This is a genomic window from Streptomyces shinuiensis, assembly GCF_043660855.1.
GTDB lineage: Bacteria > Actinomycetota > Actinomycetes > Streptomycetales > Streptomycetaceae > Streptomyces.
On sequence record NZ_JBIHML010000004.1, the window covers coordinates 59662 to 82445 of the forward strand.

Annotated in this window: 23 protein-coding genes; 12 read left to right on the forward strand and 11 right to left on the reverse strand. The window is 69.1% G+C overall.

What is annotated here, in order from left to right; genetic code table 11:
- Positions 1-10: 10 nt before the first annotated feature.
- Positions 11-610, reverse strand: coding sequence for a hypothetical protein (locus tag ACGRHY_RS28035; RefSeq protein ID WP_394638458.1), 600 nt, complete (start codon positions 608-610; stop codon positions 11-13).
- Between the two features lie 630 nt (positions 611-1240).
- On the opposite strand from ACGRHY_RS28035, the gene ACGRHY_RS28040 reads away from it, so the two are divergent.
- Entirely contained in the window at positions 1241-2479 is a 1239-nt protein-coding gene (locus ACGRHY_RS28040) for an MFS transporter (protein ID WP_394638459.1), read from the forward strand.
- Positions 2480-3094: 615 nt separating this feature from the next.
- Here the strand turns inward: ACGRHY_RS28040 and ACGRHY_RS28045 are convergent.
- The 5 genes from ACGRHY_RS28045 to ACGRHY_RS28065 all read right to left on the reverse strand — a co-directional run bounded on the left by ACGRHY_RS28045 (position 3095) and on the right by ACGRHY_RS28065 (position 7926).
- Complete coding sequence (locus tag ACGRHY_RS28045; protein ID WP_394638460.1) at positions 3095-3742, reverse strand: hypothetical protein; 648 nt, start codon at positions 3740-3742, stop codon at positions 3095-3097.
- A gap of 255 nt (positions 3743-3997) precedes the next feature.
- Positions 3998-4855, reverse strand: coding sequence for a hypothetical protein (locus ACGRHY_RS28050; RefSeq protein ID WP_394638461.1), 858 nt, complete (start codon positions 4853-4855; stop codon positions 3998-4000).
- 256 nt (positions 4856-5111) lie between these two features.
- The gene (locus ACGRHY_RS28055) at positions 5112-5738 is read right to left on the reverse strand and encodes a hypothetical protein (RefSeq protein WP_394638462.1); all 627 of its coding nucleotides are present in this window, start codon (positions 5736-5738) and stop codon (positions 5112-5114) included.
- A gap of 540 nt (positions 5739-6278) precedes the next feature.
- On the reverse strand, positions 6279-6833 hold the full coding sequence (locus ACGRHY_RS28060; protein ID WP_394638463.1) for a hypothetical protein: 555 nt from the start codon (positions 6831-6833) through the stop codon (positions 6279-6281).
- Positions 6834-6930: 97 nt separating this feature from the next.
- Positions 6931-7926: a DUF932 domain-containing protein gene (locus tag ACGRHY_RS28065; protein WP_394638464.1), complete on the reverse strand. Its 996-nt coding sequence runs from the start codon at positions 7924-7926 to the stop codon at positions 6931-6933.
- 802 nt (positions 7927-8728) lie between these two features.
- On the opposite strand from ACGRHY_RS28065, the gene ACGRHY_RS28070 reads away from it, so the two are divergent.
- The 7 genes from ACGRHY_RS28070 to ACGRHY_RS28100 all read left to right on the forward strand — a co-directional run bounded on the left by ACGRHY_RS28070 (position 8729) and on the right by ACGRHY_RS28100 (position 14054).
- On the forward strand, positions 8729-8944 hold the full coding sequence (locus ACGRHY_RS28070; protein WP_394638465.1) for a hypothetical protein: 216 nt from the start codon (positions 8729-8731) through the stop codon (positions 8942-8944).
- Between the two features lie 113 nt (positions 8945-9057).
- A complete protein-coding gene (locus ACGRHY_RS28075) occupies positions 9058-9276 on the forward strand; it encodes a hypothetical protein (protein ID WP_394638466.1) in 219 nt (72 codons plus the stop codon).
- A 69-nt stretch (positions 9277-9345) separates the two neighbouring features.
- Positions 9346-9876 (forward strand): hypothetical protein, encoded by a 531-nt coding sequence (locus tag ACGRHY_RS28080; protein ID WP_394638467.1) that lies wholly within the window; start codon positions 9346-9348, stop codon positions 9874-9876.
- A 206-nt stretch (positions 9877-10082) separates the two neighbouring features.
- Positions 10083-11720: an IS21 family transposase gene (istA, locus tag ACGRHY_RS28085; protein WP_394638468.1), complete on the forward strand. Its 1638-nt coding sequence runs from the start codon at positions 10083-10085 to the stop codon at positions 11718-11720.
- Positions 11717-12541, forward strand: coding sequence for an IS21-like element helper ATPase IstB (istB, locus tag ACGRHY_RS28090; RefSeq protein ID WP_394638469.1), 825 nt, complete (start codon positions 11717-11719; stop codon positions 12539-12541). The genes istA and istB overlap by 4 nt, the downstream gene beginning before the upstream one ends.
- A 208-nt stretch (positions 12542-12749) precedes the next feature.
- Positions 12750-13280: a GNAT family N-acetyltransferase gene (locus ACGRHY_RS28095; RefSeq protein ID WP_328336574.1), complete on the forward strand. Its 531-nt coding sequence runs from the start codon at positions 12750-12752 to the stop codon at positions 13278-13280.
- Between the two features lie 456 nt (positions 13281-13736).
- A complete protein-coding gene (locus ACGRHY_RS28100; RefSeq protein ID WP_394638470.1) occupies positions 13737-14054 on the forward strand; it encodes a hypothetical protein in 318 nt (105 codons plus the stop codon).
- Here ACGRHY_RS28100 and ACGRHY_RS28105 read toward each other — a convergent pair.
- Entirely contained in the window at positions 14000-14491 is a 492-nt protein-coding gene (locus ACGRHY_RS28105) for a hypothetical protein (protein WP_394638471.1), read from the reverse strand. The two genes, ACGRHY_RS28100 and ACGRHY_RS28105, sit on opposite strands and share 55 nt — an antisense overlap.
- A 148-nt stretch (positions 14492-14639) precedes the next feature.
- On the opposite strand from ACGRHY_RS28105, the gene ACGRHY_RS28110 reads away from it, so the two are divergent.
- Together ACGRHY_RS28110 and ACGRHY_RS28115 are read left to right on the forward strand one after the other, a co-directional pair.
- Positions 14640-14927, forward strand: a complete 288-nt coding sequence (locus tag ACGRHY_RS28110; protein WP_394638472.1) for a transposase — start codon at positions 14640-14642, stop codon at positions 14925-14927.
- Positions 14928-14944: 17 nt separating this feature from the next.
- Positions 14945-15817, forward strand: coding sequence for an IS3 family transposase (locus tag ACGRHY_RS28115; RefSeq protein ID WP_394638570.1), 873 nt, complete (start codon positions 14945-14947; stop codon positions 15815-15817).
- A 41-nt stretch (positions 15818-15858) separates the two neighbouring features.
- Here the strand turns inward: ACGRHY_RS28115 and ACGRHY_RS28120 are convergent, their stop codons facing one another.
- The 3 genes from ACGRHY_RS28120 to ACGRHY_RS28130 are packed head-to-tail and all read right to left on the reverse strand — an operon-like array spanning position 15859 to position 17773.
- On the reverse strand, positions 15859-16083 hold the full coding sequence (locus tag ACGRHY_RS28120) for a hypothetical protein (protein ID WP_394638473.1): 225 nt from the start codon (positions 16081-16083) through the stop codon (positions 15859-15861).
- A gap of 53 nt (positions 16084-16136) precedes the next feature.
- Positions 16137-17174 carry an AAA family ATPase gene (locus tag ACGRHY_RS28125; RefSeq protein ID WP_394638474.1) on the reverse strand — a complete coding sequence of 346 codons (1038 nt, stop codon included), beginning with the start codon at positions 17172-17174 and terminating at the stop codon, positions 16137-16139.
- Positions 17168-17773, reverse strand: a complete 606-nt coding sequence (locus ACGRHY_RS28130) for a PH domain-containing protein (protein ID WP_394638475.1) — start codon at positions 17771-17773, stop codon at positions 17168-17170. The genes ACGRHY_RS28125 and ACGRHY_RS28130 overlap by 7 nt, the downstream gene beginning before the upstream one ends.
- 557 nt (positions 17774-18330) lie before the next feature.
- Between ACGRHY_RS28130 and ACGRHY_RS28135 the strand changes: the two genes are divergently transcribed.
- On the forward strand, positions 18331-18744 hold the full coding sequence (locus ACGRHY_RS28135) for a hypothetical protein (RefSeq protein ID WP_394638476.1): 414 nt from the start codon (positions 18331-18333) through the stop codon (positions 18742-18744).
- A 160-nt stretch (positions 18745-18904) separates the two neighbouring features.
- Here ACGRHY_RS28135 and ACGRHY_RS28140 read toward each other — a convergent pair whose 3' ends face one another.
- Positions 18905-20068 carry a methyltransferase domain-containing protein gene (locus ACGRHY_RS28140; protein WP_394638477.1) on the reverse strand — a complete coding sequence of 388 codons (1164 nt, stop codon included), beginning with the start codon at positions 20066-20068 and terminating at the stop codon, positions 18905-18907.
- Between the two features lie 1140 nt (positions 20069-21208).
- On the opposite strand from ACGRHY_RS28140, the gene ACGRHY_RS28145 reads away from it, so the two are divergent.
- The gene (locus ACGRHY_RS28145) at positions 21209-22783 is read left to right on the forward strand and encodes a type I restriction-modification system subunit M (RefSeq protein WP_394638478.1); all 1575 of its coding nucleotides are present in this window, start codon (positions 21209-21211) and stop codon (positions 22781-22783) included.
- Position 22784: the final 1 nt, after the last annotated feature.

The following is a 22784-nucleotide window of genomic DNA, read 5'->3' on the forward strand; positions in this document are numbered from 1 at the left end:
CGGACGGGAACTACCGCGAGACGGCTTCTGCGGATTCGATGAGGCCGCGCAGGGTGCTGAGGCGCAGGCGAGTGTCGGCCAGGGCCTGCTGCGCGCGGCGGACGGCCTCTTCCCGCCGTTCAAGCTCTGCTTCGTAACGGCCGAGGAAGTGCTGTGCCGTCGAGCGCACGGCCAGGGCGTCGAGGACGTCGCGGTCGCTCCGCTTGCTCCAGTGCTCGGCGGCTGCGCCTAGGACGGCGCGGGCAAGGAGGCGGGAGCGTGGAGGGAGCTGTTCGGGAACTCCTGTCTTGCCGAGTCGGAAGGTCTTGATCTGGTCGAGTGCGTCGGTGCGGACGGCGCTGCGGCCGACGAGCTCGATGCCGTTGACGGTGAGTGGGCGCTCGGGGCGTCCGGGGCCGTCCAGGCGAGCGAAGATGTACAGGTCGCAGGGACACTTCTCCGGCCGGGTGGGGTCGGCGAACAGCAGAGCCGGGACGAGGACGACGCTTCCTCGCATGTGCGGAGCGGTGAACCAGTAGCGCACGGCGCCGGTGGCCGAGTCGGCCGATGAGGTCATCTGCAGCAGGCCGAAGCGGCCCAGGTCGCGCTTTGCGCAGCGGTCGTCGTGCATGCCATGAAGCCTTTGCCGTGTAGGGGGCGGGCGTGTGGCCATGGCCCGCCCGCGCCGAGGAGGGGGAGTACGCGGGCGGGCCGATGGGCACCGACTGGCTGGCAGGGGAGAGCCAGCCGCTGCGCCGCACCCAGGCAGGGGCGCGACTTGGAGCGCCGCGTTTGTGGCGGCAGTCCGGTGGGTCAGTGGGTCAGGCCGTCCTCGACGAGGTCGGTTTCCCGCAGGGCGGCGACGTGCCACCGGGCAGCCCAGAGGGAGGTCTCGCAACGGGCCGTCAGCCGCAGTGGCCTTGAAACTGGCCACGGCCGTCACGCTGACTCCTTCCTTCGAGGCAACCCACTTATTGACTCTTAAGACCATGCGTCATGGGATTCGTTAGCGCAAGTCTTAAGAACCGGCTGATGTCGGGTTGCCGCCCTCCGCCGCTCCCTCTCTACGGAGCAGACGACGGCGAAATCTATCCACAGGCAAACCGTCCTAGCGTCCTTTGGCGCCGCCTTCGAGTGAGCGGCACCCATCACCGACGTAAGCCACACCTCAGCAACTGGCCTCTCGGCGTGGCTGGCACCAACCCGCGCACCTTTCCACGGCGCCCGCGAGGTACCGATATCCGACACCTGTTGGAGCGAAGTGACCACCACCGCTCACCATCCAGCGGGCCCAGCAGCCCTTCGTCTGACGACCTGGCCCGCCGAAATCCGCGCGCTGCTGGCGGCAACGTTCATCGCCAGAGCCATCGGCTTCTGCTACCCATTCCTCCCCTACCACCTCGACGCCCTCAACCTGGACCCTCAAGCCATCGGCATGACCCTCACCGGCTTCGGTGTCGGCTGGCTCATCGGTTCCGTCCTGTGGGGATGGCTCGCCGACCGCATCGGCCGCCGTGACACCCTGGTCACCGCAATGGCGCTGGCCGCCCTCACCCTGGCTCTCCTTGCCCAAGCCCAAGAGACGAACAGCGTCATGGCCGCCGCCTGCGTCGCAGGCGTCGTCTACGACGCCACCCGCCCGGTCTTCTCAGCGGCCATCGCGGCGCGATATCCCGACGACGAGTCCCGTGCCGCCGTCAACGCGCACCGAAACTTCGCCGTCAACGTCGCCGCCGCTATCGCCGGCGCCAGCGGTGGCCTGCTTGCCGACCCCATTGGCATACCAGGCCTGCTGTGGGCCAACGCCGCCGCCTGCGCGGTGTGCGCGTTCATCGCCTGGACCCATGTCGACCCCCAAGGTGTCCGCTCCAACCGAACGCCCCTGCAGACCGCATTGCGCGACCGCCGGCTGTGGCTCCTGCTGACGGTGAGTCTGGCGACCCTCACCGCCGCCGCAGGCCTGTTCTCCAGCCTCCCCCTGCTGATGACCCAGGCGGGTATGAGTGCTGCGGACTACGGCTGGGCGCAAGGAGCCAACGCGGTCGCTGTCCTGGCTCTCTCACCCTTCATGAACCGCTGGCTCAGCAGACGAGCGGGGAACGGGCAACCCATGACCGGCCTGCTTGCCGGCAGCGCGCTCGTCCTGGGCACGAGTATGGCTTCCGCGGCCCTTGCCTCGACCGTGATCGGATTCAGTCTGTCCGCGGCCCTGGTCGTTCCGGGCGAGATCATCGCGTTCGTTGCCGCAGGCGACATCCTGATGCGCATAGCTCCTCCCGGCGCTCACGGCCTGTACGCCGGTGTCTGGGGCACGACCCTGGCCGGCGCCGTTGTCGTCGCGCCGATGCTGGCCACTCTCGCCCTCGAACAAGGCGGCCCCGACCTGGTCGGTGCGTCGCATCTCGCCACCGGTGCGCTAGGCGCCGCCTTGTGCTGGCCACTGGCCCGCGCCGTCCGCGCGCCCCGGCAGCGCGGCATCGCACGGGCTTCTACGACCTGAGTAATCACCGCCGGCCTCTACGCTGCGCCCAGATCGGCACCGGGCTGCCATCGGCCCGATAGGCGAAAGCCTGAGCGTGACCGCACACGGCGTAACAAACTGCGAAGTACCGGGCGGGCGGCTGGTTGCTGGTTCCATGCGCCCACTGCACCGGCCCGGGGTCGGCGCACACCTCGCAGTGCCGGGGAACGTGCGACATCCACGGCATGTCCTTCCAAGGACCCCAGGCCACCGGCCGGCCGCGGTGCTCCAGAGGCAGCCGCAGGGGAGCACGCCCCTCAGGGAGAGCGGGTTCACTACCCGGTAGCTGCTGGGGCACTCCGCGAGCCTGGGGCGGTTCACCGCGTGCGACGGCCAGACAGGTACGGCAGGTCCTGTACTCGTCGAACGGGCCGGAGTACGGGCGCACGGCCGGCACCGTCGGCCCGCGGCCGCTGCACAGCAGCTGGACATCGGCTGTCAGAGCGCGCGGTGGCGGTTCCCCGACCGCCAGAAGGTGCAGTTCGCCGGTTGAGGGAGCGCGCACCAGCCCTCCAGGTGAGAGCACGTCCCTGCCCGCACCGCTGATCGGCTTCCGTGCTCCTGCCGCACGAGGCCGCGGCTCGCGCCTGGTCATCACCGCGGGAGGGTAGCCGGGATGCTCAGGATCCGGCGGGTGGCCGTGTTCGTGCTCTGCTTGACGTACACGCTCCAGCCGGATGCGACGAGGGTGTCGTGCACGGTCATCAGGGCGGTGTTGCGCGTCGCGCGGTCGCGCGTAATGCGGCTGCGCCCGAGCGCCCGTTCGTTGTCCCTGCCGTCGATGCACCAGAAAGCCTCGACACCGCGCTCCCCGCTGGGAGAGAGATACAGGCCCTGGGCGCCGTGCTGGCCGTAGGCGTCACGCCAGTCATGGCGGAACACCGCAAGCGGGATGCCCGCCCGGCGGGCGGCGGCGGAGGCCGCCACGACGGCCGGGTGGTGGGCGTACTCGGGCAGGCAGCCGACGAACGCACAGGCAGAATCGCCCGCGACGGTGGCCGGGTCTTTCCACAACTGCCGCGCCCGGCGCGCAAGGTCGGCCAGCGTCGGCAGGTGTGACGTCGCGGCCACGGCTGCCATCGTGGCCGCGAAGGCCTCCGGCACCTCACCGACGGTGCCGTGGCCCTCCAGCGCGGCGAAGAGGTCAGCGGCTCTGCACACAAGGTCGGCAAGAGCGGCGCTGTCACTCGTCCGCGCGATGCGGTCGACCACGGCGGCCAACTGCTCGTCGAGGCCCGACACGCGCGGCTCCCGGGAAGGGGCGTGCTGGCGCTCACCGTTTGGACACAGGAAGTCATCGTCACCGGACCACCACAGCCCCTTGAAGCGATCGATGGGGTGTCGGCAGCGACGGCAGATGCTTCGCGGCTTGGCCGGGCCGGAGGGGGCGCCTCCGGCGGCAGAATCCCTCGGAGACTGCTGATGCCAGGTCCTCATGGACAAACGATGCTCCTTCGTGAATGAGATGGGGTGGAACTGAGGGACTGTCGATGTCGGTCAGGCCGAGGTGAGGCGGACGGCATGGGCTGCCAGGGCGGTCATGACGATCGCGTCGTCCGGCACGTCCCAGCTGAGGTGGGCCGTGCTGCCGTGACGCTGGATCGCGGCCCGCCCGCTCTCCTGCCGGAAGTCGATGCCGGGAGCACCGGGAAGTCGCCTGGGGAGGACGGGGGCGGATGCCGACACGTGGCTGGACGAGCGGTCGGCGAGATCGGCGGCCAGGTGCTGGAGATCGTCGGCCGAGTGCGTGCAACGGTCATGGCAGGTCAGCAGCGCTAGGCGCGGCTTCCCCTCGCCGCCGTACAGCGCGTGGCGGACATGGGTCTTGTACCGTCTGCTGCGGACGGTCGCGGACTTTGCGGCGGGGTTGTTGCGCACCAGCCAGAACGCCTGCCCCTGCCGGTCCCAGAAGGCGCGACCCAGGCGGATACCAGGGGTGTTGCGGACCGTCTGCCAGTCGGCCTCAACGTCCACAGCGTCGCCCTGCCAGGAGTGCAGATGCAGCATGCTGCGCCCGGCCATCGGGTCGGCGAACATCGCCTCGGGGGTCGGCGGCAGAGGGCAGACGCGGACCAGGAGCAGCGGTGTGCCCGAGGGCCAGGCGATGCCCTGGTGCTCGAGGTGGCCGCGCTGGACGGGGCAGGCGGGGCAGTGGCCGGGAGCGAGTTTCGGGCAGCGCTCGAAGTCGCCCCACCCCTGCCGACCGGTCATGGACTCGTACAAGGTCGCGTAGGTGGTCGGCAGCAGCCCGCACTGGTGGCGCTCGTCGAAATGCGCGCACAGGGACAGCCGGTTCCAGCCCTGGCCGTCCGGGCCGCCAGGGCCGTAGCTGGGCTGGGCGAGAAAGACAGGCACGAGGTGCTCCTCAAGGGGGATGGACAAGAAGAGGGGGTGAGCATGCGGGCCCACTTCGGCTGCATGGGGGACAGGGCGGGGCCGGGCGGATCCTCCCCGGCCTTGGCGATCGGCGGCGGTCGGCGGGGCGGCTCCTGTCCGGTCGCCAAGGCGGTCGCGCGGATGATCTTCCGCGTTGGCAGACCACGCGGCGGGCGGCCGGACGGGACCGCGGTGGGCGGTGCTCACGCCCGGGAGCGGAAGGGGCCGGGGGCCGTCAGTTCCCCCAAGTGCCGCGCAGACGCGCGTCACCGGTCCAGCGGGGGGACCGCATCTCACCGGGCTGCAAGTACAGGTAGACGGTGCCGGGCGTGTGCGGGCCAGTCCTCTCCATCACACGGCGAACGCAGAACCGTTCCAACGGTCGGTCGTGCACCGGCAACTCCACGTTGTCCAGAACCTCGTCGCCGTGGAGCACGACGAACCGCCGCGTCCTGTACGGCAGGATCGGCATGTCGGCCGAGTCGTGGGGCGGGTCGGCCAGGCGGAAGTCGCCGCACGACAGTTCCAAGAGGTTCCCGTGCTCCCGCGCGTACTGGCCGCACGTGCAGCATTCCGCGTCCCCGCTGCGGGCCGGCGCCGGCTGGAACTCCCAGGTGTCGGCGTTCCTGGCCTTGCCCCGGTAGCGCACGGTGTCGGTGCCCGGGTTGCAGACGGCCGAGCCGCCCTGGTCCCATGCGTACTGCTTCACCCGTGCCAGCAGGTTGGCGCGGGAGATCACCCAGTAGGGGTATCCGTTGCTGCCGGCGACGTTCATGCGGTAGGCGGGCGATCGGAGCAGACCGCCGTCGACGCGGGTGAGCGGCTGCCAGGAGGCGGAGGCAGCGAGGGCGGGAGGGGGCATGGAACTCCAGACGAGTAGAGGGGGAAGGCGCTAACGGGCAGGGCGAGCGCGGCGGCCGGGAGCGGGACGCCCCGCATGGCTTTGGTGTGTCCCGGCTGCCGCGCCTGGCGCCCAAGGCCGGCCGGTGCCAGCGGATGCGTCATCACGGCCGCAGCCGCCCATCGTGGCCGTGAAGACCTCTGACGCCCCACCGGCGACGTGCTGCGGTGAGAGCAGGTATCGGCGAGTCGCCGGGCGCTCAATCGGCGGCGGAGTCGCGAATGGCCGCCCGGCGAGCGTTCCTGCGGCCACGGGCGCGCCGAGGGCCACTGGCGTGCGTGCCTGCGGCGTTGGAGCGGCGCCGGTTCTGCACAGCTGCGGTGCGGGCGCGGTTGGCCTGCCGGTGCATGCTGCATACCTCCTTGAGAGCGGCAGCGTATCTGACTCTTAAGACTATATGGAATGTCGGCGGCGAATGCAAGTCTTAAGAGCCGGAACTAGTGTGTTTGTCGCGCCGCGCGGGTTGCACGGCAACCACCAGGAGTGGCAGCCAACTTCGGCCTACCGCAGCAATGCGCGGAGCGCTGCGAGCCGCTTCTCTGCCCGCTCGGCGCGGTTCTTCGCCTCCAGCCACTGCTTCCGGTAGTCGGCGGCCTTTTCCTTCCAGTTTTCCGCCGTACGCCGGGCGGCCGCAGCCTCTGTGCGGGCGGTGTCGCGCTGGCTGCGCATCCGCTCCGCCAGCTGAGCGCGTTCGACGAGCTGGCCCAGGTTCAAGGAAGCGAGGTCACGCGCGGCCGGGCCGGACGTCTCCGAAGCACGGCGCGGCGGGCGAGCCGCCTCGCGGTGGTTCGGCGGTTCGGCGGCGGTCACGCTGCTGCGGCGCTTTACCGGGTTGCGCGGTTCGGCCCTGTTCTTGTGCTTCTTCAGGTGCGGCCTGATGGAGTGCTTGTTCTCGGAGGTGTAGTTGCAATGCAGGCAGCCGTACACCTCGGAGCCGTCGGCGAGCAACAGATGCCGGGTCTGTTCGAGTACCACGTTCACCCCGGGCCGGCTGATGCCGGACCGGGCGGGCTGGTCTTCAACGACGGCGAGACCGTTCACGTGCGTTGCGGTCATGCGGGGCGGTGCGCTCCTTGGCGATGGAAAGGGGGAGAGGGGCGGGCCCGGCCGGTCCGCCACCGCGGGGCGGACCGGCCGGAGGCTCCGAGTCCGGTCAGGCGGCCATCAGCAGCTCGTACGCCGCCTGCTTCTTCTTCGTGATGTCCGAAGAGGTCAGGACGCGGTGGGCGCGGACCTCGGCGTCCTTGGCGGGGGCGTAGTGGTCCAGGTACTCGCCGATGGCCTGGAAACCGGCCCAGCGGGTGCCCCGGATGTTGGCCTGGGTGTCGGCGTTCTCGAAGAGGTGGCGCAGAGTGTTCATGCGGCGGGTGTGGTTGTTCCGGGTGCGCACGCTCGGGTTCGGCTCCAGAGGACCCCAGACCTCCTCGCAGACCCGCTCGAACGCGCCGAGGCTCAGCGTCTCGTTGATCATCTTCTCGGCTTCGCGCTCGAACGCCACGGCGTACTCCCAGACCATCCCGAGCGCCTTGCGGGCCTCGGCGATCTTCGCCTTGGCACCGGCGGTGTGACGCACGGGGTAGTGCGAGACGGCATTGGAGATCGCCATGTGCTGGGTGTTGGCGCAGACGATCCGGGTGGGGGAGACGTTGAAGCGGAAGGCCGACGATCCGTCGTGGCTGTTGAGACCCGCCAGGTACAGGTCGATGTCGTCCGCTCCGGCGATCGAGATGGCCTTCGGCAGCTTCATCGTGACGAAGACGCTCCGGCCGCCGCGCAGCGACCCGGCAGTCTCGAAGTGCGCGCCCGACTCATCGACCAGCAGGTTCAGCAGTTCGCAGTGCTCCTCGTTCTGCACCGGCCTGTACTTCTCCTTGACGGTGCCCAGGCGCTCGGTCATGCCGGTCTTGGGGTTGGTCCGGACCGTGAAGTAGTCGTCCGACTCGATCTTGGTGACGCCGTGCTCGGTGATCTCGTACGCGTGGACCCCGCCGACCTTGCGGACGTTCCAGTTGGAGAGGAACGCCTTTTCGAGTGCCTCCTCGGCCGTGAGGGCGCCCGTCGTGACGGTGCCGAGCCGGTGCCATGCGTCCAGGCGGGCGGAGACGAAGGAAGCCGAACCGTCAGCGTGGATCTCAAGGCCGTGCGACAAGATAACTCTCCCAGTCCGTTGTCGGGTGGCGGACCAGCTCCGCCCTGTTGACTCTTAAGACTATACATAGCGCTGCGCCAGAATGCAAGCCTTAAGATTCGTAGAGGGGTTTGGCCGACCCCGCGCGCGGCTGGGCAAGTAGGCAGGTCGGCGCCACTGGGGGGGGGCGGCTCATCGAAGCTCGCCCGCAGTGCCGTCGCAGCCGACCCCGGCGCGGCCGGCCCGCGGGTGGCAGTGCGTCCGCGTGGCACTGACCAGGAGCCTCTCCATTCCGTCGCCGCACCGCTCCGCGCCGGTTTGGCGAAAATGTGCGATAGATGCCCTGGGGGCGAGATACGTTGGCACGGCAGTGCTCCTCAGGTGCGGCTTCCCCCGTGAGCAGCACCTGAGGGCACGCCGCTCTGTGCATGCCGCCCGAGCCGCCATACGGTCCGCTCGCGGTCGCCGCCGGGTTCCTCGTCGGGCCTCTCGATGTTCGTGGGATCCGGGTCCCAGTGCTTGGCGATGCCTGCTGCGCCTGACCCGCCCCCGGCCATGTCGACCTCAAGGCTGACCGCCAGGGCCACCGGGCGTGGATGCGTGCCACCGGGTACGCTCTGCCGGCCCCTCCGGGGTCTCTCTCCGCTACGGCCGCTCGTGTCGGCCTCCTTGCGAGCCGGTAATGCCGCTGTCCGTGCGCCATGATCGGCCCATCACTCCAGAGTGGCTCTTAAGGCTGCTTTCGCGTGCACCTTCATGTATTGTCTTAAGAGTCGATAAGATGTTTGGCCCTGCCGCCCCCCGCACTTCCGAAGGAGCCACCGTGAAGAAGCCGGAGGAGTTCGAGCCCGGCGACCGCATCCAGGTCATCAAGTGCACCGACGACCACGACCCGCTGCCCGCCGGGGCGACCGGCACCGTCACCCACTGGAATCCGCACCCGCAACTGCGTCAGCTCGCCGCCGACTGGGACGCCCCGCACAACGACCGCAGCCTGATGCTCTGCCTCGCCGCCGGTGACGAGGTCAAGAAGCTGTGACCCCGGCGGCCGCAACCCGCTCCTGCCCGGCCGTCGCGTGGCGGCCGGGCAACCCCTTCCCCTGTGCCGCCCCCGGCCATGCCGGGAGCGGCGATGACGAGGAGGTGACTTCTTTGGCCTGGTACCGCGTGCCGGTGACCACGGCGGCGGAGACTGTCGTGGTCGTCGAGACCGACGCAACCGACCCGTACGAGATCGCCGAGCTGGCCACCGAGCAGGTGGACATCGACGACCTGTGCCACCAGTGCGCGAACGACGTGACGCTCGGAGACGACTGGCGGGCCGTCCTCGTCGACGGCACCCCCACGATGACCCGACTCGACGAAGGCTGACCGCTACCGGCAGCGCCCGGCGTCAGCCCTTTCCTTCTCCCCGATCCAGCCTCCTGCGAAAGGCGCCCCATGACCCCTGTCTCCGACCTTCTGTCCACGGCCGAGGAAGCCTGGCGTGTCTCCCGCGACGCCTGTCGGCTGGCCACGGCCACCCTGCTGCGCTCGGCCCTGCCCACCCTGCGCCCGCGCCACGGTGATGTCGAACCCCACCGGCACCTGGCCTGCGACCTGCCCGGCGGCGGGAACGTCTCGGCCCACCTCGGCGACGAGACCGACCGCCTGTACCTGCAGGCGCGCGGTCTGCCAGCCGCTGTGATGCGCGAGCTGTGCCACCACGCCCAAGTGCACATCACTCCGTTCATCACCGAGACCTCCCTGGGCCGCCCGCCCAGCCCCGGCGAGTTCACCGCGCGCCGCCACCGGCGCACCCAACGGCTGACCGTTCACCCCGACACCACCATCGACGGCGACTTCGTCCTGCCCGTCCCCGTTGCGGCGCGCGCCCTGGCCGCCATCAGCCCCTATCGCAGGGAGCCGCAGACCGCAGGAGCACCCAGCCGGACCGCCCTCGCCGAGACCGCGTGCGGCGGCTGTTTGTGACAGGTTTCGCTGGCCCCACTCCGGCACTCTGGTCTGGCCCCAGTTGATCGGCATTTGATTTGGCCCCACCTGTGCAGCTCTGAGACGACATGCCCTCGTCCGAGTGAATGGTCTGGGCTGTCTGCCCGATCCCGACAGGGTGTGTCCGTCGTTCACGGTCATGTCGGAGGCCGTGCTGTGGGTCATGGCCGTGTCGGGAGGCCGGGTTGCGTGTTTCGCGTGTCGAGCTGTTCGAACAGATCCGTCGGGACGTCCGCCTCGATCCGTCGATCTCGCAGCGGGCCCTGGCGGCGAAGTACGGCGTTCACCGCCGAACCGTCCGGCAGGCCATGGCCTCCGCGATCCCGCCGCCGCGCAAATCCGGCCAACGGCAGTTCCGCATCTTGGACCCGGCCACCGGGTGGATCGACGCGATGCTGCGGGCCGACCTGAAGGCCCCGCGGAAGCAGAAGCACACCATCGAGCGGATCCAGAAGCGTCTGGCCGAGGAGCACGACTTCGACCTGGCGTCGTATTCCACTCTGCGTAACTACGTCCGCAAACGGCGGCCGGAGATCGTGGCAGAGGACCGTGAGGGCCGCCAGCATCTGGAGGGAATGGTGCCCCAAGCACACCTGCCCGGCGAGGAAGCCGAGGTCGACTTCGCCGACGTGTGGGTGCGAGTGGCCGGCGAGGTGGTCAAGTGCCATCTGTTCACGCTGCGGCTGTCGCATTCGGGCAAGGCCGTCCACCGGGTGTTCGCTTCACAGGCCCAGGAATCGTTCCTGGAAGGCCATGCGGCAGCATTCCGGGTGCTGGGCGGTGTCCCGACCAAGCACATCCGCTACGACAACCTCAAGCCCGCGGTCCGGCAGGTCTGCACCGGCCGTAACCGGGTGGAATCAGAGCGGTGGACCACCTTCCGCTCGCACTATGGGTTCGATGCCTTCTACTGCATTCCCGGTGAGGAAGGCGCCCACGAGAAGGGCGGGGTCGAGCAGGAAGGCGGACGCTTCCGCCGGGCCCACCTGGTCCCGGTCCCCGACGTCCCGTCGCTGGAGGAGCTGAACGCCCGCATCGCCACGATCGACGAGGCGGAGGACGAGCGGATCCTGCGCGGGAAACTGACCTCGATCGGCTTCAACTTCCGTATCGAGGCCGAAGAACTGGCCCCGCTACCGACCGAGGACTTCGAGTGCGGCATCACGCTGACTCCGAAGGTCGACCGGACCAGCCGGATCACCGTCCGCCAGTCCCACTACTCGGTGCCCGCCCGATTCATCGGCGAGAGGGTACGCGTTCTGCTGCGGGGCAACGAGCTGCTGGTCTTCGAGCGCCGGAACATCGTCGCCCGGCATCCGCGGCTGACCAAACGCTACGGATATCGCGACGTGCTGGACCACTACCTGGAGATCCTGCTGGTCAAACCGGGTGCCATGGCCGGGTCGACCGCGCTGGCCGCCGCACGGGCCGAGGGCTCCTTCACGGCCATCCATGAGGCGTTCTGGGCCGCCGCCCTGAAGGCGCACGGGGACGCGGCCGGCACCCGGGCCCTGATCGAGGTCCTGCTGCTGCACCGGCGGATGCCCTCCGAGGCGGTCCAGGTCGGAATGTCGGCCGCGATCAAGGCCGGGTCGGTCAGCCCGGACGTGGTGGCCATTGAGGCCCGCAAGGCCGAGTCCGCCGCCCGCGACCCTGAGCCGGAGGACGACGAGAACGATCCTCCGCCCTGGGCGGACATTCCCGGCGGGCAGCTGCTGACGCTTCCCACCCGCCGGCCCGAACTGCCCGAGGACAACCGTCCCCCGCCGTCGGTGGACGTCTATGACCAGCTCCTGACCCGTCTTCCGAAAGGTTCCGCATGAACGACAGCACCGCCCTCTTCGACGTCGGTGAGCGAGTCCCTGGGCCTCGCAAGGACGCCTCTGCCGCCGGCGCCGTCGAGACCGTGATCGACGAAGCCTGCCGGGCCCTTCACCTGCCCACGATTCGCTCACGCTGGGAGGAGATCGCGGGCACGGCGCTGAAGGAGCGGGCCAGCTACAAGGACTTCCTGGCCGACCTGCTGGAAGCCGAGTGTCTCCAGCGCGAAGAGCGGAAGAAGACCAGGCTGGTCAGGGAGGCGAACTTCCCCCGCCCCAAGCGGCTGGAGGATTTCGAGTTCGAGAAGAACCCGAACGTGACCCCCGAGCAGGTCAGCACCCTGGCCGACCCCGCCTGGGTGAAGGCCAGCCTGCCGCTCTGCCTGATCGGGGACTCCGGCACCGGCAAGTCACACCTGCTGATCGGCATCGGGACCGCGATCGCCGAGGCCGGGATGCGGGTCCGCTACACGACCACAGCGAACCTGGTCAACGAGCTTGCCGAGGCGGCGGACGAGAAGAAGCTCGGCCGCACCCTCGCCCGCTACGGACGCGTTGACCTGCTCTGTCTGGACGAGTTCGGCTACCTCGACCTGGACAAGGCCGGGGCGAAGCTGCTGTTCCAGGTGTTCACCGAACGCGAGGAACGACGCGCGATCGCCATCGCCTCGAACGCCCCGTTCTCGGAATGGAAGCAGACGTTCACCGATCCCCGGCTCTGCGCGGCGATCGTGGACCGGGTGACCTTCAACGCGCACATCGTCGAGACCGGCACCGACAGCTTCCGCTTCAAGAAGACCCAGGAGAAGCACCGCAAGTCCTGAAAAGGTGTCTGAGCCCCGCATGCCAAGTTGCGCGGGGCTTCAGTCTCGCCGCACGACGCCACCGCGAGCGTCTCGCGCTGGGCAGCATGATGCAGCAGACCCATCCCCCACATTGATCAGGTGCGGGTTACAGGATCAGCCAAAGACCGCCCGCCAGTCCCGTGATCACCCGAACGAGCAATCGACTTCAGGGCAGAATGACGGGCCCATGGACATGCATCCCCTCCGGCTCACCGCTCACGGCCTGTTGCTCCGGGAATGGACGAGCGACGACCTCGCCCTCCTGCAAGAACTGTTCGACGACCCCGACGTCGCCTACCGGACCCCCTTGGCGTCGCCGTTCGACCAGGCCGCCGCACGGCGGTACTTGCACAGCGCGCACCAGGCACGGCGCGAACACGAACGCATCCACCTGGCCATCACCACCGACGGGCAACAGGCCATGGGAGAAGTCCTACTCAACCTGACCACTGGTGGCATCGGCTACATCGTGGGCGCCGCCCACCGAGGCCAGCACCTCGCAGCGCGAGCACTTCGAACCATGACCGAGTACGCGCACCACACCGCGGGCCTAACCCGGGTGATCCTCGAGATCGAGCCCGACAACCACCCCAGCATCGCCGTCGCCCGATCCGCAGGCTTCCGCCTCACCGACGTCAAACCCGAGACAGTCACCGACAAGGGACGGACCTACGACTTGCTCACCTGGGAACATCCGGCTCCGGCTTCCCGAGGTTAAAAACAAGCTGACCCCACCCGCTTCAAGAACCGAGGCCGACGCCCATGCGGGGCGCCGGCCTCGGCCCGGTTAGGCACGAGCCGTTCTCCGCCGGTCGTGCCAATGCCCGTCCTCGTCGTCCACCACAGATCGGAGAATCCGTCGGTCCCGGATCGAACACGGTCGAGATCCTGTGGTCCGGCGGGCTGTCGGGGCCCGTCGTCCAGTCCGGATCCGATGTGCTTCACGCTACCGCTCCGGCCCCTCCCCACGGCCAGGGAACCCACTCGTTCGGGGTGGGGCCAAATCAACTTGCCGGAGCGAGGTTGACGCACCCCACGCGACCGGTCAGGGCCAGCGAGTGGGGCCAACTCCAGTGCCGGAGTGGGGCCAATTGAAGTTGCCACAAACAGGCGGCCCCCGCCCACCACGGGCGACACCGCCGGGCGGCCGCCGACCGACATCCGGGAGACCTCCGTGATCACTGTCGAGCAGTTCGCCGAAACCGCCGCGCAGGCCGGCTACGTTCCCGCCGCGTGCGGACACCGCGCACCAGGCCACCACCAGTTCGAGCTGCGCCCCTACCGGGAGCCGGACCCCGAGACCGGCGTCATCCGGACCGCCGAGATCACCCAGCGCCTGCACGCCCGGCCCGAGCGCACCGACGAACGCATCCCGATCAGGGAGGCGATCGACACCTGTGCGTGGCCGGGGCCGAGCGGGGCGGCAGCCGATGGGCTTTATGCACGGAAGGTGCCGCTGCAGAACCGGTCGTCCCCGGCCAGGGCACGGTAGGTGACGCCTTCCCAGCCATTGGGCCGGTCGGCCAGACGGGTCGCGGCCTCGCCCGTCAGGTAGGCGCGCACCACCTGGGCGCCTCCGGCCTCCAGCATGGCGGTGAGCTGGCCGCGGATACCGCTCAGCGTGCGGTTGGCCTGGGTCGCGAAGAGCCGGCCCAGCCCGAACAGCTCGAAGTGGTACTGGGCCCGGCCTATGAGGACCCGGTCCCACGTCGGCGGAGGGTTGACGAAGAACTCCAGCCAGAGAGGATCGCCGTGCACCACCCGCGCATTGAGCCAGGAATCGTGATCGATACGGTCCAGATAGGGGTGTAGCGGCGTGGTCTCCGCGCTCGAGGGCACCGCTTCCCCCTTGGCCCGGTTGCAGTCGGCGCAGGCCGGCACCAGATTCAGTGGATCGACACACAACGCGGGGAACACCTTCTTGGGCATGACGTGATCGAGAGTGCGCACCACGCCGTGGCCGCACAGCGGGCACCGCTCGTCCTGCGGAGCCGCCAGCAGCCGTTCTGAGGGGCCCCGAAGATCCCGGACAGGGACCCAATAGGGTTGTCCTGTAGGGAATCGAGGGAAGAAGCACGTGGCACGTCCAAGTCCGTACTCGCCAGAGTTCCGTGAAGAAGCGGTCCAGCTGGCGCTGAAATCCAGCAAGCCCATCGCACATGTGGCCCGGGAACTCGAGATGAACCCGGAGACGCTGCGCACCTGGGTGCGCCAGCACGAGCGCGAGAACGGACGGCAGGATGGCCCGCTGCCGGTGGACGACCGGGCCCGACTGAAGGAACTCGAACGCCGTAACCGTGAGCTGGAGATGGAAGTCGCCTTCCTGAAAAAAGCCGCAGCGTACTTCGCGAAGGATCCCCGGTAGCGAGCAAGTACGAGTTCATCGAAACGATGCGACTCGGAAACGCGGAGTACGCCTACTCCGTCGAGTTCATGTGCAGACAACTCGGCATATCCACCTCCGGCTACTACGACTGGCGAAACCGGCCCGATTCCGCGACCGCCCAGCGGCGCGAGGAACTGCGGCTCCTCATTACCAAAGCGTTCGAGATGTCCGACGGCACCTACGGCTACCGGCGCGTCCGTGCCCAGCTGCTGCGCTGGGGCGTCGCCGCCGGCCCGGAACTGGTCCGCCGGCTGATGCGGGAGTCGGGCCTGGTGCCCTGCCAACCGAGGCCGAAGCGGTGGGCGCTGACCCGGACGGCGCCGGGCCCGGTGCCGAACCTCGTCGGGCGCGACTTCACCGCCGACGCGCCCGGAGAAAAACTCGTCGGCGACATCACCTACATTCCGACCGGTGAGGGGTGGCTCTATCTGGCGACCGTCATCGACTGCTGCACCAAAGAGATCATCGGCTACGCCATGGACAACCACTACCAGACACCGCTGATATCCCGGGCGATCCGGAACGCGGCCCGCAACAGGAAGCTCGCAAAGGGCGCGATATTTCACTCCGACCGCGGCAGCAACTACATGTCGGCCGAGTACGGGAAGGTCCTCGGGAGACTCGGGTTGCGGCGCTCGGCCGGCCGGACCGGAATCTGTTTTGACAACGCCATGGCCGAATCGTTCTTCGGCGCCCTGAAGAACGAACGTGTGTCACGCGTGACGTATCACACCCGAGCGGAGGCCCGGCGGGACATTATTCGGTATATCGAGTTCTGGTATAATCGCAAGCGTCTTCACTCGGCGATCGGTTATCGCCCGCCACGAGAAGCACGCGCCGAGCATGAACGACTCCGCCTCGCCGCATGAAATAACCGGCTAAATTACCTGTCCGGAAAACGCGAGGCCCCTCATTCGTACAAGGCCCGGCCGGCTTTGGCGCCGACCATGCCGTTCTCATACGCCCACGCCACCACATCGGCGGCTGGGATGCCCGGCACGGCGAAGGCCGCGCTGCACAGTGCGTGCAGCAGACCCTCCCGGGCCGCGTCCCGGAAGCGCTCACCTGCGTCGGCGACATGGTCGGCGGCGGCCAGCAGCCGCCCGCGCCGACCGGGATCCCGGGTGCCGCCCACGCAGGTTTCGTAACTGGAGCGGGCAGAGATCACCGGGGGATCCAGCGGCCACATCAGGCCCCTCCCCGCGCGGCCCGGTGCGCCAGCAGGATCCGCACCAACCCCTTGGCCTCTCCGCCGAGCTGCCCGCCGAAGCGGTCCAGCACCTCCTCGTAGGTGTCCAGCTCGCCCACGGCTTGTTCGATCTCGGCGTGGAAGCCTGACTGCCGGACCTCCAGCCCGAACACCTCATGGGTGAGGACCCCAACGTTCTCCCCATAGGTTTCGATCGCGGGCCGCTCGGGCCGGCGGCGGTCCCAGTGGCCGATCTTCCACACGCACGAGCGCGGGACCTCCTGCAGGACCACCGGGGAATGGGTGCTCAGCACCGCGACCGCGTTGCGGTCGGTGAGCAGATCCGACAGCGCCTTGACGAAGGAGGCCAGCAGCGGCGGATGCAGATGAGCCTCGGGTTCGTCGATGAGCACCAGCGACTGCTCGGCGGCGGTCTCCACCAGCCGGGTCAGCGTCAGCAGCACGATCGCATGCCCCGAACTCAGCGCGGAGAAGATCTCCCGCGCAGTGGTCAGGTCTTCCTCACAGAACGCCCCGCGCGTCGCCAGACCCCGGGCGAAGACGTGGACGGGGGAGTGACAGAAATACGGGTCGCTGCCGAGCGTGTCCAGCGCGGTGATCCACCGGCCGACCCGCTCGGCGGCCACCACCTCCTCCACGCTCCGGCCGAACTCCTCGCTCAACTCCTTACGCGTCTTGCGCTCCCGCGTGGGGCGCCCCAACTCGTCCACCGTGGCCAGACCCACGTAGGTGAAGGACACCGGTGCAGGACCGGCCTCGGCCGGCGGCGCCTCCTGACCACCGCTGACGTCCTTGTCCGCGTCCCAGCCGGGCAACCCGACCTCGTCCTCCTCCTGCTTGCGGGCCGGATCGAAAGCACTGAACGTCACAAAGACCAGGTTGGTGAACGCCCCAGCCGCCCCGCCGGACCAGACAATCTCCCCGGCTCCCTCCCGCTGCTCCTGCCAGCCGACCACCGCCGCGGCGATATCACCGAGCAGGGTGGTCTTGCCCACCCCGTTGCGGCCGATCAGCACATGCACGTTGGTGGGGGCTGCGCATGAGGGGTGACGGAGAACGACAGCCGCCACCGCCCGGACCCGTCCTCGTCTTCCTGTCCGGTGTCCGCCAAGGAGGCGACGTAGTCGAAGCGGTACGCGGTAAGCCGGGTACCGCCCTGGGCGATCCGCCGGAACTGCACCTCTACCGTCTGCGGCTCGACGCTGCGCAGCAACGACGTCTGAGTCACGTCCCACTGCACCGCCTGCCCGAAGCGCCCCGGGCTCAGCGCGATATCGCACAGACCGTCCAGGATCTCCCTGCCCACCCGAGGGCCGAGCCGCCGAATGTTCTCGTAGTAGAGATCGTTCTGTCCCACCGAGAACCAGTACAGCCGGCGCCCCAGTCCCTCCAGACGGGGAAACTCCCCCGCCTCCAGCGGCCATTCCCCCCGGAGCAGATCGGCATAGCCGATCTTGACCGACCCCAGCTCGACAACCGCCCCGCCACCGTCCCGGAACCACAGGCGGTACAGCGTCATGTAGCCGTCATCCCCAGCGTCCCGCCGCGGCACCAGAAGACAGGCTCGAGGCCCGCCCTGCACCCGCTCGCCGTCACCCAACACGATGAACCGCATGCGTCCCTCCCGTGGAATCGAAACCGAACCGCCACCCGCCACCCCGGGCAGCACACTCCCGCTCGGACCCCTGGGCCGCAGAAGCGACCAGGGGACGGCTCAGACGCAGTCCCTCATGCTGCCCTTGCCGCCGGCGCCTGAAGACGGCTGTTCACCCGCGTTCGCAGAAATAGGCTGCCGAGGCCGCACCTCTGCTAGGAGGCGATGATCTCGGCGATCTCCTCCGGAACGCTTGACCCCGGGCGGAGACGACATGAGCTGCTCAGCAATGTTCCGATTCATCACACCACTAACGCCGGGTTCGGGATGGACGGTGAGAAGCGACCCGAGAGTGCTCTCCGTCGCAGAAGGACCTGGGGTTGGGCAACCAGCTCCTCCATCACCATCAACGGCACCGCTATCCGGTGGTATCCCAACCACCGCAGCGTGCGGATGAGGCCGACTCGTGGCCCGTGTGGGCTCAGCCCTGGCAGCCCCGCCCCGAGGGGCGGGGCCGATGGCGGGCCCTCCGGGAGACACCGATGCCAGAAACCCCTGCCTCCTGGCACCATGCCCCCATGCGCCCACTGCCGATCCCCTGCCCCGCCCCGCAGGTCCCCGACGTCACCGCAACCGACGCCTTCAACACCGCCTACCGGGCCGCCCGGACCCAGTCGGCGGTATTCATCGCAGTCGAGCGCAGCGGCCGAGCGTGGACGGTGCGCGCCGACACTCTCACCGCCGCGCCGCGCCACACCCTCGATGACGCGACCAGCGAGGCCATCCGCACGGCCGTCACTCACCTAGTACGCGACCGCGCAATCGACTCCGGCTCATCACCGGGCCCGGTCCACATCACCCTCTACGGCGTGCCGGACGAAGCACGAGCCCGCCACCTGGCCGCCGCGCTCCACACCGCCCTGCACGGGAACCCAGAACCGCTGATCCAGCTCGTCGGTACCCCCAAGCCGACCTCTAACCCCACCGTCTAGGACCGGCACCGCACGGCGGCCCTGCTGCTACCCCGGCAACCGGCACCTACGCGCCGGGAGCAGCAAAGCCACCCTCCTCGACCGCTGGGCTGCCGGAAGGCGACGAATCCAGGCGGCGGCACAGAAACCGCCCGGCCACGGGCCCGCCCGCCCGCGGAGGTCAGCGCACCGCCGCGGGGGCCATCGGCTGCCAACGGGGGCCGTCCGGGTCGCCGCTCCAGACCCACTGCTCGTTCGGTGTGCGGGTGAGGCCGAAGTCGTACAGCACCGGCGCTCCGCGTTCCTCCCACACCGTCCAGGCGCGCAGTACTTCGTCGGCCAGGCGGCGGGGCCCGCCCTGGCGGGCCACTACGTCCGCGTCCGGGCCGGCGTCGGTTCCTGTGCGGGGGGTGAGGGTGGCCCAGGAGGTGTGGCCGTCGTGCAGCCACACCACCGTCCCCGCCTGCCCGGCCCCGGCGGTGACGTGGATGTCGGGCAGCAGCACGCGCAGGGCGAACAGCAGGTGCCCTCGCTCCGGCCCGGTCAGCGGCCCCAGGGCGCGGGGGAAGGGGCCCTCGATGTCGGGGGGTTGCCGGTCGCGGACGTGGTGGAACGGTGCGCCTGGGTCGGTGCCGCGGGCGGGCATGAACTGGGCCAGACCCTGCACCCACCCCGACGCCGACCGCCCATCGGGGGCGATGGTGAGTGCGACGTGGCCCAGGCGGCCCCAGGGGGTGACGATCCGACCGCCGGGCCGGGTCTGTTCCACCCACGCCCACGGAACTTCCTCGACCGCATAGGTGGCGATCACCCGGTCATACGGCGCGCCCTGCGGCCACCCGGCCGTACCGTCCCCGACTCGCACCTCCACCCTGGTGCCGGCCGCGGCCAGCCGCTCGCGGGCCGCGGCCGCCAGTTGCGGGTCGACCTCGACGGAGGTGACTCGGTCCGGGCCGGCGCGGTGGGCGAGCAGCGCGGTGTTCCAGCCGGTGCCCGTCCCCAGCTCCAGCACCCGTCGGCCGGGTTCCAGCAGCAACGAGTCGAGCATGTCCACCACGACCGCCGGACACGACAGACTCGAAGACGCCCGGCCGCCGGTGATCTGGATGACGGCCGGGGCGTCCGGCCCGGCGTAGACCTCGGCCGCCCACCGCCCCGGATCGGCCGCCCGGTCCACCGGCACGTAGACACCGGCGGACCCGTCCCAGGACCACAGCCGGTCGGGGGCGAACCGGTGCCGGGGCAGAGCGCCGACGGCCCGGCGGATCCACGGCGAGCGCTCGGGCCACAGACCACGCTCCGCCATGGCCTCGGCCAGATGGGCGGACCGCTCGTCGAGGCGCACCGGGTCAGTCCTTCTTGTGCTTGCCGCTGCCCGGCGGCGGGGTGGGCACCTGCCCGTCGGCGTTCCCCGGCGGCGGAGTGCCCTGCCCGGGGTCGGGCTCCGGCTTCCGGTGATCACTCACGGTAACCTCCCGTATCGAATAAGTGACACTCCATCATGGTCCACTCCCGATGCCCGAGTCCGCCGCACCCGGCGATCTGACCGAAAAACCTCCGCCGCATTGCCGTGTACCGGCACAAGAAGCGCAATCCCCACCAGGCTCCGTAGCACCACACAACGCCCTACGGGTCCTGCAGGAGAGCGACAACCAGCCCGCCATGCAGTACGCCACGGCCAGTGTCAGCGAGTGAAGGAGGTATACCTTCAGAGCAACGGCCGCCGCGCCGACCAGCTGGAGCAGTCCTGCTTCGCCGATAACGAACGCCACCCACGAGCCCAAGGCATCCAGCAAGACCAGCAGCATCACCGTGCCTAGATCCGTCCCCACCTTCAGCCTTCCGCCGCCACAACTGTCCCCATGAGAGACATTGGTAAACGGCCAGGTCGCAGGGGAGGAGACGGGGTTCCAAAGGGGCCAAAGACCACCCTTGTACACGGTTGACCTGTCGTCGGCACCTCGCTGGCGGGCCTGGTTACTTCAGCGATGCAGCGGTAGAAGGCCACGACCATAGCCCAGGCTCCGTCCCGCCGTGTACAGGTTCTGCCAGAGGCACGGTGACGACGGTGTCCGGCGCCCCGCAGGTCTTGTCGGTTACATCGCGACGACGCTCGCGGACAGGGCTTCGATCGCGGCGGTCGGCCACCGAGACCAGCGCGGTCGTTGAGCCCTGACATGGCAGGACAGTCACCGTGGCGCGCACCTGGTCCGGGAGCGTGGCGGCGTGACTCCGATGGGCAGACCGATGTAGCGGGGGAGAAGATCAACAACCGGGGGTACTGCTGTGTGCTGCGTCCTCTAGTTGGACCGTTCACTATGTCCCATGGTCCTGGAGGGGGATACCGTTGGCGAGTCGCTCCCGCCGAGGACGCCACGTCCCGCGTGCCCGCGCCGGCGTGTTCCCGGAGCAGGGCGACAGCAGGAACACCACGGCCCTCGGGCCGCCGCCCCCTTTTTTTGACGAGCAAGGACACCCCCGACTGATGGCAGTGACGCAGCAGGAGATCGAGAGCCGGTTGTGGGACGCCGCCGACGAGTTGCGCGTGGCGATGCCCGAAGCGCAGTACGCCTCGGTCGTCTTCCCGCTGATGTTCTGGAAGTACCTGTCGGACACCTGGGAGCACCGCCACCAGGAGTTCCTGGCCGAGAACGCGGGCCTGGACGGCCTCTCCCCACAGGAAGCCCGCGAGATCGAGTACCGCGACTACCAGAGCTTCGAGATCCCGCTCATCTACCCCGGCACCGCCGCCGAGCGCCGCGCCTCCTGGTCATCCATCCTCGCCACCATCACCCAGCCCGGCCTCGGCCAACGGGTCCGCTCCTCCCTGCAAGCCATCGAGACGGCCAACCCCGACAAGTTCTCCCGCCTGTTCGGCTCCATGACCTGGACCTCCGAAGAGGTCCTGCCGCCCGAGGTCCTGGCCGCGGTCATGCAGGCGATGGACCGCACCCCGAAGATGCACGAGGGCAACCTCTCCCACGACGTGCTCGGCGATGCCTACGAGTACCTGCTGAAGCGGTTCTCCGACGGCTCCGGCACCCGCGCCGGCCAGTTCTTCACCCCGCGCGAGGTCGTCGAGCTGATCGTCGAGATCCTCGACCCCAAGGCCTTCGAGTCGGTATACGACCCCACCTGCGGATCGGGCGGCATGCTCATCGCCTCCGCGAACCTCCTCAAGACCCGCGGCGGACGCGGCTACACCCTCAGCCTGTACGGGCAGGAAGCCGTCTCCGACACCGCCGGTGTCGCCCGCATGAACCTCTTCATGCACAACCTCACCCAGTTCCAGATCGAGGTCGCCGACACCCTGAAGGACCCCCGCTTCACAAAGCCGGACGGGTCCGTCGCGCAGTTCGACGTGATCCTCGCCAACCCGCCCTACTCCCTGAAGTGGAAGCCCTGGACCAACGACCCCCGCGCCATCGGCGGCGTCGCCCCGCAGTCCTCGGCGGACTGGGCATTCGTCCAGCATATGATCGCCAGCATGGACCCGCAGAAGGGCCGCGCCGGCGTCGTCCTGCCCCACGGCGTCCTCTTCCGCGGCGGCCAGGAAGCCGCCATCCGCCGCCGCGCCCTGGACGACGACCTCCTGGAAGCCGTGATCGGGCTGCCGCCCAACCTCTTCTACTCGACCTCCATCCCCACGGCGATCCTGGTATTCCGCGCCCCCGGCACCAAGGTCCCGGAGCGGAAGGACGGCGTGCTGTTCATCGACGCCTCCCAGCGGTTCACCAAGGCCAAGAACCGCAACATCCTCACCGAAGCCGACATCGCCGATGTGGTGACCGCCTACCACTCGGACTTCGACGCCGACGGCAACCCGGCAGACCCCGACGGAGAGGGCAGCCTGGCCGCACGCTTCGTGCCCACCACGGAGATCGCGGCAAACGGGTACGACCTCAACATCGGCCGCTACATCAAGCAGGCCGCCGCCGAGGCCGAAGACCTCGGCACCCTCATTGATGCGTACAACCTTGCCCGCGCCGAGCGACAGAAGACCGAGCAGCGCATGCTCGCCGTACTCGCCGCCGCCGGGATCGAGGGCTTCAATGAGTAAC

Bases quoted from the DNA above. Each gene is read 5' to 3' on its own strand.
- istB (WP_394638469.1), top strand. From the start codon at position 11,717: ATGAACGACAGCACCGCCCTCTTCGACGTCGGTGAGCGAGTCCCTGGG.
- ACGRHY_RS28055 (WP_394638462.1), bottom strand. From the start codon at position 5,738: ATGCCCCCTCCCGCCCTCGCTGCCTCCGCCTCCTGGCAGCCGCTCACC.
- ACGRHY_RS28130 (WP_394638475.1), bottom strand. From the start codon at position 17,773: ATGCGGTTCATCGTGTTGGGTGACGGCGAGCGGGTGCAGGGCGGGCCT.
- ACGRHY_RS28080 (WP_394638467.1), top strand. From the start codon at position 9,346: ATGACCCCTGTCTCCGACCTTCTGTCCACGGCCGAGGAAGCCTGGCGT.
- ACGRHY_RS28060 (WP_394638463.1), bottom strand. From the start codon at position 6,833: ATGACCGCAACGCACGTGAACGGTCTCGCCGTCGTTGAAGACCAGCCC.
- ACGRHY_RS28035 (WP_394638458.1), bottom strand. From the start codon at position 610: ATGCACGACGACCGCTGCGCAAAGCGCGACCTGGGCCGCTTCGGCCTG.
- ACGRHY_RS28095 (WP_328336574.1), top strand. From the start codon at position 12,750: ATGGACATGCATCCCCTCCGGCTCACCGCTCACGGCCTGTTGCTCCGG.
- ACGRHY_RS28105 (WP_394638471.1), bottom strand. From the start codon at position 14,491: ATGCCCAAGAAGGTGTTCCCCGCGTTGTGTGTCGATCCACTGAATCTG.
- ACGRHY_RS28135 (WP_394638476.1), top strand. From the start codon at position 18,331: ATGCGCCCACTGCCGATCCCCTGCCCCGCCCCGCAGGTCCCCGACGTC.
- ACGRHY_RS28145 (WP_394638478.1), top strand. From the start codon at position 21,209: ATGGCAGTGACGCAGCAGGAGATCGAGAGCCGGTTGTGGGACGCCGCC.